6 protein-coding genes are annotated in these 12,496 nt (G+C 44.7%); 2 read left to right on the forward strand and 4 right to left on the reverse strand.

What is annotated here, in order from left to right; translation table 11 throughout:
• The first annotated feature begins 6 nt into the window (after positions 1-6).
• Positions 7-7,632: a beta-ketoacyl synthase N-terminal-like domain-containing protein gene (locus EFK13_RS09450; protein WP_129505646.1), complete on the forward strand. Its 7,626-nt coding sequence runs from the start codon at positions 7-9 to the stop codon at positions 7,630-7,632.
• Positions 7,633-7,674: 42 nt separating this feature from the next.
• Here EFK13_RS09450 and EFK13_RS09455 read toward each other — a convergent pair whose 3' ends face one another.
• From EFK13_RS09455 to aprX, 4 genes are all read right to left on the reverse strand, one after another.
• The gene (locus EFK13_RS09455) at positions 7,675-8,892 is read right to left on the reverse strand and encodes a cytochrome P450 family protein (protein ID WP_129505645.1); all 1,218 of its coding nucleotides are present in this window, start codon (positions 8,890-8,892) and stop codon (positions 7,675-7,677) included.
• 241 nt (positions 8,893-9,133) lie between these two features.
• On the reverse strand, positions 9,134-9,490 hold the full coding sequence (ymzB, locus tag EFK13_RS09460; RefSeq protein WP_129505644.1) for a protein YmzB: 357 nt from the start codon (positions 9,488-9,490) through the stop codon (positions 9,134-9,136).
• Between the two features lie 78 nt (positions 9,491-9,568).
• The gene (locus tag EFK13_RS09465) at positions 9,569-10,393 is read right to left on the reverse strand and encodes an MBL fold metallo-hydrolase (RefSeq protein ID WP_129505643.1); all 825 of its coding nucleotides are present in this window, start codon (positions 10,391-10,393) and stop codon (positions 9,569-9,571) included.
• A 115-nt stretch (positions 10,394-10,508) separates the two neighbouring features.
• Entirely contained in the window at positions 10,509-11,837 is a 1,329-nt protein-coding gene (gene aprX / locus EFK13_RS09470; protein WP_129505642.1) for a serine protease AprX, read from the reverse strand.
• Between the two features lie 225 nt (positions 11,838-12,062).
• Here aprX and EFK13_RS09475 point away from each other — a divergent pair, with 225 nt between their 5' ends.
• Entirely contained in the window at positions 12,063-12,296 is a 234-nt protein-coding gene (locus tag EFK13_RS09475; protein WP_129505641.1) for a hypothetical protein, read from the forward strand.
• Positions 12,297-12,496: the final 200 nt, after the last annotated feature.

The following is a 12,496-nucleotide window of genomic DNA, read 5'->3' on the forward strand; positions in this document are numbered from 1 at the left end:
GCGCCAATGCTGAACACAGAAGACATTCTCTGTAAAATGCTTTTCGCACAATTGCAGTCCATAGGGTTTTTCACAGAAAGCAAATCCCAGCCGGTATTGGAGAATTTCTATGGCAGATGGTTAGAAGAAAGCCAATCAATTTTAGAACGGCATCAATTTCTCAAGCGAACGGAGAACGGACATGTTCCAACGCGCTCAGCAGGTACTATGGATGAGCTGTGGAAGGAATGGAATGAACAAAAATCAGACCTGCTTCAAGATCATAATATGAAAGCTATGGTGACATTGGTGGAGACAGCGCTGAAAGCCTTGCCGGATATTCTGACCGGCAAGGCGTCAGCCACCGATATCCTGTTTCCGAATTCATCTATGGATTTAGTAGAAGGGGTCTATAAAAACAACCAGGTCGCAGACTACTTTAATGATGTGCTGGCGGACACGTTAACGGCCTATCTGGAAGAACGTCTGAAGCAAGACCCTGAGGCGAAGATACGAATATTAGAAATCGGAGCCGGAACCGGCGGTACAAGCGCGGCTGTTTTTCAAAAATTGAAAGCCTGGCAGACGCATATAAAAGAATATTGCTATACAGATCTGTCTAAAGCATTTTTAATCCATGCAGAAAATAAGTACGGCCCGGACAATCCGTATTTGACATATAAACGATTTAATGTGGAGGAGCCGGCGTCTGAGCAGCATATTGAGGCTGGAGGCTATGACGCGGTCATCGCGGCGAATGTGCTTCATGCCACGAAAAATATCCGGCAGACACTGAGACATGCAAAAGCAGTTTTGAAAAAGAACGGGCTGCTTCTCTTAAATGAAATAAGTAATCATAATATATACTCGCATTTGACGTTTGGCCTTTTGGAAGGCTGGTGGCTGTATGAGGACCCTGATCTCCGCATACCGGGCTGCCCGGGCCTGTATCCGGATACTTGGAAAACGGTGCTTGAGAGTGAAGGATTTCGCTATGTTTCCTTTATGGCTGAACAGTCACACCAGCTCGGCCAGCAGATTATTGCGGCTGAAAGTAACGGAGTCGTCCGTCAAAAGAAGAAAAATGAGATGGAAGAAGATGCAGGTCCTTTACAAATGAATGCTGTAAAAGCTCAATCTCAGGAAAGCGATTCTCTCATTGGAAAAACAGCACAATTTGTGAAACATACCCTGGCAAAATCAATCAAACTATCACCAGAGCGTATTCACGAAGATACGACATTCGAAAAGTATGGAATCGATTCGATTTTGCAAGTCAATTTCATTCGTGAATTAGAAAAAGTGACGGGGGATCTACCAAAAACCATTCTATTTGAACATAACAACACAAAAGAACTCGTCGATTATTTAATAGAAGAGCACGAAAGCAAGCTCCGGACAGCTCTGTTAAAAGAAACACCGCAGCCTTCCAAATACGAAGCTCCTATTCAAACGGAGCATGCTGCTCGTAAGCCATTTTCTATTGCCACACGCCGCTTTGCCGGAGAACAGCGGATCAACGAAACTCAGCAAGCATCAATGAGCGAGTTGCAAAAGGAAAAGACAAGCAATTCCCAAGTGGCGCAGACGAATGATCCTGGTACAGAAGATATTGCCATTATCGGGATCAGCGGACGCTATCCGATGTCTGATAGTTTAGAAGAGCTTTGGGCGCATTTAATCGCTGGAGACAATTGTATTACAGAGGCGCCGGAATCCAGATGGCGCACATCTTTATTGAAAACATTATCAAAAGACTCAAAACTGCCGGCGGATAAGAAGCGTTATGGCGGATTTTTGCAAGACATAGAATCATTTGACCATCATCTTTTTGAGGTGGAGAAAAACCGGGTGATGGAAATGACGCCGGAACTCCGGTTGTATTTAGAAACCGTCTGGGAAACATTTGAGGACGGCGGCTATACCCGAACCCGGCTGGATGAACTGCGGGATAGCGATACCGGAGTGGGTGTCTTTATTGGGAATATGTATAATCAGTATTTTTGGAATATCCCATCATTAGAGCAGGCGGTCCTCAGCTCAAATGGAGGAGACTGGCATATCGCGAACCGCGTTTCCCATTTTTTTAACCTGACCGGACCGAGTATCGCTGTCAGCTCAGCATGCTCCAGTTCATTAAACGCCATTCATCTTGCCTGTGAAAGCCTGAAATTGAAAAGCTGCTCTATGGCGATTGCCGGAGGGGTCAATTTAACACTCGATCTTTCGAAGTATGATTCTTTGGAGCGAGCCAATCTTTTGGAAAGCGGAAATCAAAGCAAAAGCTTTGGCGCAGGAACAGGCCTAGTTCCCGGGGAAGGCGTCGGAGCTGTCCTGTTAAAACCGCTATCGAAGGCAATTGAGGACCAGGATCATATTTACGCTGTCATCAAAAGCAGTTTTGCCAATCATAGCGGAGGAAGACAGATGTACACAGCTCCAGATCCGAAGCAGCAGGCAAAATTAATTGCCAAGTCGATTCAGCAATCGGGCATTGATCCTGAGACGATCGGCTATATTGAATCGGCGGCAAATGGTTCAGCGCTGGGCGATCCCATTGAAGTGATTGCGCTGACAAACGCGTTTCAACAATATACAACTAAGAAACAGTTTTGTGCGATCGGCTCTGTCAAATCCAATTTGGGGCATTTGGAGGCGGCTTCCGGCATTTCTCAGCTGACAAAAGTGCTGCTGCAGATGAAAAAGGGAACGCTGGTGCCGACAATCAACGCAACACCTGTCAATCCAAATATTAAGCTGGAAAACACGGCTTTTTATCTTCAGGAACAAACGGAGCCATGGCATCGCTTGAATGATCCTGAAAACGGAAAACAATTGCCGCGAAGAAGCATGATCAATTCCTTCGGAGCGGGGGGATCCTATGCCAATCTCATTATAGAAGAGTATATGGAGCCGGCTCCCGAGAGACAGACCTCTTCCCGTCAGCAGGAATTGACAGCCGTTTTTTCAGCAAAAACAAAATGGAGCCTGCTCAGCTACCTTGAAAGCATGCAATTGTTTTTAGAGAAGGAAGCGGCTCTGGATATTGAACCAATCGTACAGGCTTTACACAGAATAAACCATGATTTAGAGCATAGGGCTGCATTTACAGTAACATCGACTCGGGAACTGATCGAAAAAATAAAGGTGCTCCGAACATCAGAAGAAAGCTCGCTCCAGCAAGGCATCTATACATCATTCGATTTACAGCCATTCTCGGGATCAGCTCATGATGAAAGAGAAATAAACGCAGCAGCCCAATGGGCGGCGGGAGCATCCATTGCTTTTAAAGAAGCGGCACAAGGGAACCGATCCGGCTGGGTGCGTTTGCCTCACTATGCATTTGATCACCATACGTCGTTTCATTTCGACGTTCCTCTGGAACATGGGAAATCATCGGCTGTTGAAAGCAAGAAAGATCAGGTCATACAAGATCAATTCACATATGATGAGCCTTACGTTCAAGGCCACGTTTTCAACAATGAACGGGTGCTTGTCGGTGCAACATACAGCAGCATGGCCATTGAAGCATTTCTTAACATGTTCCCTGAGGAAAACAGCGGCCGTATCAGCAAATTAAGCTATATCAATCCAATTGTGATCAAACAAGGCGAGACCATTGAACTGCAGGCAAAGCCGCTCCAAAAAGATCATGCCATAGAATTACAAATCATGTACCGCGAGCTGGCGTCTGATACATGGAAGCCTGCCGCAATCGGGCAATGTCAAAAAAGTTTATTTGAAACGAAAAAAGTCAATATCGAGAGCTTAAAGCAATCATTAACCGAGCTCCATCACATCAACCAGATGTATCAAGCTGGAAACGGCCCTGAGTGGGGAGAGCTATTTAAGACGATTACTCATCTTTATAGAGACAATAAGTCGATATTGGCAAAAATTCGCCTCCCTCAAAGCGGTCTGGCAAACGGGCATCAATACGCTGTAAGCCCATTGATAACAAACAGCGCCTACTTGGCCATTCTCAGTTTTCTAGAGCAATTTGACATTGAGGGCAGTTTTCTGCCATTTGGTATCAATGATATCGAATTTACAAAACATGCGATACAAGAGGATGGCTGGCTTTTGATTACATTGGTTAAAAATACAGGTGATATGCTGCTGTTCGATGTAGATGTGATCAACGAATCGTCAGAAACGGTGCTGCGCTATTCAGGCTACTCGTTAAAGCAACTGCGTGTTTCAAATCAAAGAGGAAATAAAAATCAGGCCATCAACGTCAGCAATCTAAAAGACAGAATCAGAAGCTATGTAACCAATAAACTGGCAGTCAACATGGCTGACCCGTCAAAATTGTCTCTTCAAAAAGCGCATATTATGGATTTGGGGATCGATTCTTCTCAATTGGTGGCACTGACGAGGGAGATGGAATCCGAGACAAAAATCGAATTAAATCCGACGTTGTTTTTTGAATATCCGTCTGTTCAAGAGCTGACCGATTTTTTTGCGGACAAACATGAAACATCATTTGTGCGGCTGTTTGGTGAAGCCGAGCAGCAGGAGGATCGCCCAGCTCAAATCGAAAGCAAAATGAAAGAGGTTCCTTCTTATGAGATGAAGACGGATCAAACAATCGACCATGCGGCCGACGGCATAGCCATTATCGGCATGTCGGGACAGTTTCCGAAAGCAAACAGCGTGACAGAATTTTGGGATAACATCATTCAGGGGAAGAACTGTATCTCTGAAGTGCCGAAAGAACGCTGGGACTGGCGCAAATTTTCTTCAGCTGATCAAGAGGGGCCATCTAGCCTTCAATGGGGCGGATTTATAGAAGGGATCGGTGAGTTTGATCCGCTGTTTTTTGGCATATCACCAAAAGAAGCGGAACAAATGGATCCGCAGGAGTTTCTGCTCTTGATACATGCATGGAAGGCGACGGAAGACGCAGGCTTAACGGGACAAGCTTTATCCAGCCGTCCGACAGGAGTGTTCGTCGCAGCCGGCAATACGGATTCAGCTGTGATTCCTTCCTTAATTCCAAACCGCATTTCCTATGCACTGGATGTAAAAGGGCCAAGCGAATATTATGAAGCTGCCTGTTCCTCAGCTCTTGTGGCTTTGCACAGAGCTATACAATCCATCCAACACGGCGAGTGTGAACAAGCCATTGTTGGGGCCGTAAATTTGCTGCTATCACCTAAAGGCTTTATTGGCTTTGACTCAATGGGATATTTGAGTGCAGAAGGACAGGCCAAATCTTTTCAAGATGGGGCGAATGGCTTTGTCAGAAGTGAAGGAGCAGGGGTTCTCATTATTAAGCCATTGCAAAAAGCCATTGAAGATTCCGATCATATTTATTCGGTCATTAAAGGTACAGGCGTATCGCATGGCGGCAGGGGAATGTCACTTCACGCGCCGAATCCGGCGGGCATGAAGGATGCAATGCTAAAGGCTTATCAGGGAGCGCAAATCGATCCCAAAACGGTGACCTATGTAGAAGCGCATGGGATTGCTTCTCCGTTGGCTGACGCGATTGAAATGGGTGCGTTAACGTCAGGCTTAAGTCAGACTGAATTGGAACTTTCACAGGAAGTGCGTGAGGAAGCGCCATGTTATATCAGCAGCTTAAAGCCGAGCATCGGACACGGTGAACTGGTCTCTGGAATGGCCGCTCTCATGAAGGTCAGCATGGCGATGAAGCATCAAACCATACCAGGCATAGCCGGATTTTCTTCATTGAATGAGCAGGTGTCAATAAAGGGCACCCGTTTCCGAATGACTGCGGAGAACCAGCGGTGGGAGGATGTAAAGGACGGCGCAGGCAGAATTATCCCGCGCAGAGCGAGTATCAACAGCTATAGCTTTGGAGGCGTAAATGCGCACGTCGTTTTAGAAGAATATAGTCCTTCACCAAACGCGCCAGTTCATATGAATGAGAATGAAGCTCACATTGTCGTTTTTTCTGCAAAGAACCAGGACAGGCTAAAAGCAGTTGTTCAACAGCAGCTTGATTATGTGAACAATCAACAAGAACTGTCATTACAACATTATGCTTATACACTTCAAACCGGACGAGAGGAGATGGGAGACAGACTGGCGCTGGTCGTCCGCAATAAAGAAGAACTGGCAATCGGCTTGCAAGACTGCTTAACAGCTGCGGAAAAAGGTGAAAAGTCGAAAAGTTCTGTACCTGTCTTTAGCGGGAATGCAGAAGAGGGTTCCTCTGATATTGAAACCTTGCTTGATGGTCCTTTAAGAGAAATGGTAATAGAGACTCTGTTGTCTGAAAACAATCTTGAAAAGATCGCATTCTGCTGGACAAAAGGAGTACGAATCCCGTGGGAGCAGCTTTATCAAGGAACAGGTGCGCGCAGAATACCGTTGCCGACCTATCCATTTGAAAAGAAAAGCTGCTGGAATGGCTTTCAATCAATAGCGAATACGTCTGCTGTTTCACATGATGGGCATAACAACAGCAGCGATCCTCACATGTTAGCAGATGTATTAGGGATGGCTTCGGAAGAACTGCTTCCTCATAAGCCATTGGAGCAGTACGGGTTTGATTCGATTTCTTGCATACAGTTATTACAGCAATTGCAATCAAAGATTGACCCTCATATCACCTTAACGGAGCTGCAAGCATGCCAAACCGTAGAGGATATGACAGACTTGATCGCAAGGAAACAGAAGGATACATCCTTACAAAATGAGCACACTCGCACGTTTCCGGAATTGATACCGTTAAATGACGCCAAGCGGGGGCGCCCTGTATTTTGGTTCCATGGCGGAGTGGGAGGCGTTGAAATCTATCAGCAATTTGCACAAAAAAGCCAGCGCCCTTTTTATGGCATTCAGGCCAGGGGATTTATGACGGATCATGCTCCTTTACATGGAGTTGAACAAATGGCTTCCTATTATATAGAGATCATTCGAGCGATACAGCCGGAAGGTCCTTATGATGTAGGCGGATATTCCTTAGGCGGGATGATCGCATATGAAGTCACACGCCAGATGCAGAGCCAAGGCTTTGCTGTCAAAAGCATGGTGATGATTGACTCTCCATACAGTTCTGATACGAAAGAGAATGAGGCTTCGATAAAAACGTCAATGCTGCAAACAATTAACACCATCCTGGCATCGATTGCCAAGCCGGATAGGCTTACTGACGTTCTCATCAGCCGTGATGAGGTAGACACAAGCACAGAAGATGATGAATTCCTGTCTGAGCTGATTGATTTGGCAAAAAAACGGGGGCTGAACAAACCGGAGAAGCAAATACGTGCGCAGACTCAGCGAATGATGAAAACCCAGCGCGCCTATGATATTGAGTCGTACACTGTTGAGCCTCTCCCAGACCCTGAGGCGGTGAAATGTTATTACTTCCGCAACAAAAGCAGGTCTTTCTTTGGTGATTTAGACATTTATTTCACTTTCTCAAATGAAAAAGCACCGTTCGATCAAGCTGCCTACTGGGAGGAATGGGAGCGTCAAATTCCCCAGTTCAATCTGATAGATGTCGATTCAAGCAACCACTTCATGATATTATCGGAACCAAAAGCGTCTAGAGCCATGTTAGAATTTTGCGAAAAGCTCTATTCAAACAAGGGAGTAGTAAACGCGAATTTCCTTAAGGCTTTCCGGAAAAAACATGAAGCGAAACAAGAAAAAGAAGATGAATTGGTGAAACGCTGAGAAAGGCAAACGCCCCCTTTAAAAGGGGGCGTTTTGAATATGTTATTTTGAAAGTGATACAGGAAGACTTTCTAGCCCTCTTAAAAAGACATTTTTTCTCCACTGGATGTCATCTGGCGCTGATGCGAGTTCCATATCCCGAAATCTTTTCAGGAGCGCGTTAAATGCAATGTGGCCTTCCAGTCTGGCAAGCGGCGCTCCTAAGCAGAAATGAATGCCAAAGCCAAAAGAAATATGTCTGTTAGGCGACCGATTGATATTTAATATGTCCGGGTTATCAAAAAAGTTTGGATCGCGATTGGCGGATCCAATGCCTATAAAGATCATGTCTCCTCTTTTAATTGAATGCCCCTTGTATGTAAAGTCCTCGATGGCCCACCGATTTGCCATCATCACGACAGGCGAGGTGTATCGCAGCAATTCTTCCACTGCTGTAGCGATCATGTCAGGATGCTGCTTCAGCTTCTCACATTCCTCTTTGTGCTGCAGCAATGCAAGGGTGCCTGATCCGAGTAAGTTAACGGTCGTTTCAAGACCGGCTACGACCAGCAAGAACAGCATCGAATAAAGCTCTTTTTCGCTTAACTTGCTGCCGTTTTCTTCAGCATGCACAAGTTTACTGATTAAATCGTCTTTTGGCTGTATCCTTCTGTCATGGATCAGCTTGGCGATATAGTCTTTAAATTCACGAAGGGATTGATTTGTAAGCTCTCTATTTTCTTCAGAGGTATCAACCATCGCATTTGTCCAAATTTGAAACTGTGCCCGATCCTCTTTAGGAATTCCCATCAATTCAGATATAACAATAAAAGGCAAAGGAGATGCGAAGGATTTCATGATATCCGTTTTGTTTTCTTTTTCCATTTCATCTAAAAGCTGTTCAGAAATTTGTTCGATGCTGCCACGCAGATTTTCAATGGTGCGTGGAGTAAATGCTTGATGAACAAGTGATTTCAAGCGGGTATGGTCAGGTGTGTCTTTTGCCAGCATATGATCGGATACGAAATCGATATCCTCGCTGACGTTGAGCATTTTGATTTGTTCTTGGCTCATCACATTTTTCACGTCTCTTGTAATTCGATTGTCTTTTAAAAAGGCCATACAATCATCGTAACGGGTGATTAACCAAGCTGGATATGTGCCGCCGAACCGTTTTAATTCAAATCGGTGAATGGGATCTTCCTCTCTAAATCGGCCCAAAACTGAAAAAGGATTTTGATGAAATTCTTTTCCATGCGGATGAAACATCAATTTTTCCATTTGCATTCTCCTCGCCTCATAGGGTAAATAGATGATTTCATGCTGTTAAACAAGTTGCAGAACCAGCTTACAAAAAACAGAATTATTTGAAATGTAATCCTGTCTCTCAAACTATATATCTATTTTAGGCGTCATTCAATAGGGGGAAATACGAAAAAAATGAAAAATCGGCCCATGTAAAGCAGCGCCTTTGCAGGAGAGCTCAAAGGCGCTAAGCTGTATTATGTGATGATAGTGACTGTCAGCTGTTCTGGACATCAATTGTATATACTGCACGATCGGTTACAATCTTCAGTCCTTCGTTTTCTTGGTGAATATGAATATCACCTAATAAAGGAATCTCATAGGCATTTTGCGGAAGCGGCACGTCGCCTTCCTCAGTGAAGGTTGTTCCTTCGCCTTCTAAAACGAGCTCTTCTCTTGCAACATAATCATCAGGGTGGTTCGTGCTGCGTATACCCACTTTGTGAAGGTGGAGAGCAATCTGATCCAAGTCTGAAATCTCTTCATCATGGGTCAATTCACCTTTTCTAATATCAAGCGTTTGGCCGACTTTTGATTCCAGCCATTGAGAAAGCTGTGTATTTGTGTGTGCCATCAATATTCCTCCTTTTGATCTACACGATACTATTCCCAATTGCTGCATCTTTTACACGGGAAAGAGCCGCCTCACCCTTTATGTATGAAACAATTCGCTGTTAAGGGCCTTGATATAACGTACGGCAGAACGCTGGACCGCTTCGCCGGCATTCTCTTTGACCACTTTAGAAAAAGCATTATAAATCCGGTTAAATTGAAGCGGTTTCACTTTGGCTGCTATTTCTTCAACTTTAGAAGCGGGAAGGGGAATGAGATTCGGATAGCTGTACATAAAGCTGACCCAGTTCCGATCCGCCGCAACCGTAATGATATCGCCGGTCAATAAACAGCCTTTTCCCTCATTTCCGCTGCTCCAATGGAGAACTGCACCGCCTTTAAAATGTCCGCCCAAACGGTGAAGGGCCAGCCCCGGCTTCAATTTGAGCGTTTCACCTGTCCAAAAATGAATGTGATTGCTTGGCCTTGCCGCCCATTCTTTGTCATCCTCATGAATATAGATTGGGGCCTGAAACGCTTCAGCCCATTCAACCTGAGTAGAGTAGTAATGCGGATGAGATAAAGCGATGGCTTGAATCCCGCCTAATTCGTTGATTTGGTCAATTGTCTTTTGGTCAAGATATGAAATGCAATCCCACAGCACATTGAAGCCATTATGCCTGATCAAATGTGCTGTTTGTCCGATCGCAAACTCTGGTTCAGTTTTGATGCTGTAAAGATGCTCTTCTTCTTTTTTGATGATGTTTTGAAGGTTTCCTATTTTACGCATGTCTTCAAGGGTTGTCCAAGATTGTCCACTCGGATGAATATACTGCCTTTCGTCCTCGCAAATCAAACAAGAGATCGGCGGATTTACAGTCTGTGCATGTTGTACTCCGCATGTTTCGCAGATATAATATGGCATTAATACCACTTCCTTCTTCCATTTTCTATTATTTTATCCTACTATTATGAAAATTCAAAACAACAAAGCCGGCAAGTCTGCTGAGAGATTTGCCGGCTTGGCTTTATGATGCTGCCTATTGGCCGGGAACGGAATTTTCTGCGTTGACAGCGCCGGCTCCGTAAACGTTCGGATCTTCATCTTTCCATTTGTCCGTGCCGTTTTTCAAAAGCTCTTTCACTTCATCAGGCGTAAGATCCGGGTTATTCTGAAGGATTAAGGCTGCGATTCCCGCGCATATTGGTGTTGCCATCGATGTTCCTGACATTGTAAAGTACTGAGATCCTACACGGCTTGACTTTTGCAATTTATCGATATAAGAATTCGGAGAGCGAAGGGAAATAATATTAACACCCGGTGCTAAAATATCCGGCTTTTCTTTCCCGTATACTGTCGGCCCGCGGCTTGAGAAGGAAGCGACCGTATCATCATCGCTGCTTGCGGTATTGTTATCGTCAAGTGCACCTACTGTAATTACCTTTTCGCTTACGCCCGGGCTTGAAATGGTCTGTGAATCAGGGCCTGAGTTTCCGGCAGCGACACAGACGACAATCCCTGCGTTCCACGCTTCTTCAACCGCTCTGACTAACGGGTCTTCCTGTTCATTATCGTATCTTAGCGCATCGCCCCCGAGTGACATACTGATAATATTAATCGGTTCATTCGGGTTGTCCTCATTGTATTGAATACACCACTCTACACCTTCAATAATATCCGCTAACGTTCCTGAACCTTGCTTGTTCAATACCTTCACGCCGATTAGATTGGCTTCCGGTGCAGGTCCGCGGTATTGGCCGGAAGAGGACGCGCCGCTGCTTGCGACATCACCTGCACAGTGTGTGCCATGACCATTATCATCATAAGGCTCTGTTTTTTGATTGATCATGTCCGCGAATCCGATAATCCTGCCTTCTAAATCAGGATGCGGGTAGATTCCCGTATCGATAACAGCGACGGTAACGCCTTTTCCTGTCAGGGTTTCCCCGTTCCTGACGACTTCCTTCGCGTGGCTTGCTTCGGTTGCTGTGTCTAGAAGCGCTTTGACTTCGCGGTTTAAATACACTTTGCGGATATCGCTGCATTCAGAAAGAAGTGAATCTAATGCTGAAGGCGTCACCTCCGCGCTGCAGCAGTTGATTTTGTTGAAGCGGCTTTTTAGCTTGCTGCGTTTTTCTTTTTGCAGCACCTCTCCAGCCATTTGAAAGCCGGTCTCGTGGCAGCCTTCCTCAAATTCGATAATGACTGACATTTTTTTTCTGTTTTTCAATTTGGTTTCGAAAAACTGATGCAAAAAGCAAGGAGTCCATTTGAAGGGCTTGTAAAGCTGCAAGACGCTTTCCCGTAACGGCCAATCTAGCTTATGAGCATTTGCTCTCACCATTTGTACCATAGAGTACCCAAACATGTATTTTCCTCCCATTATAAGGTTTTCTGTATACTCTATGAACAGATGGTAGGTTTGGTAAGTTTGTTTGTCCTTTATAAGAGGCGGACAAGAGTTGGTTTTTTATGAATCTTTCGAATCAGATACGAAAGATTAATGGTTGTGGAAATGATTGGGGGATTGAAAAGGAACGTTTGTTCGTATTATAATTTTGTCATATCAAACTGGCAAGGAGAGAGCAGCTGTATGAATTTCTTCTTACATCGATCTTTGGAAAGCCAAATGCCGATCTGCATTATATATATGAAGAAAGACGGAACGATTAGTAAAAGAACGATCATTGTAAGACAGAAAAGCAAAACACAAATCAAAGCTTTTTGTTTGTCGAAACAACAGATCAGAACGTTTTTGTTAGACTCTATCCTCTCCTGTGACATTGTGAGAACAAATAAGCAAAACCGCTATCTTGCAGGCCGATAACAGGCTGTCCGTTTCAGCATACCGGGCAGCCTGATAATTGGTAAAACCCTCCTTAAACCTCTATACATTTAATTGCCAAGTGAGGTTATTCCTACCTTTTTTGTCTATTCTCTCAATCTTTTTTCACTCCTATTTGAAATGAACCGCTATGAACCGTGACAATCAATTGATTTTTTGAAACCGGGAACTTTTTCACTGAT

The organism is Bacillus cabrialesii, assembly GCF_004124315.2.
In the GTDB taxonomy this organism is placed as follows: Bacteria; Bacillota; Bacilli; order Bacillales; family Bacillaceae; genus Bacillus; species Bacillus cabrialesii.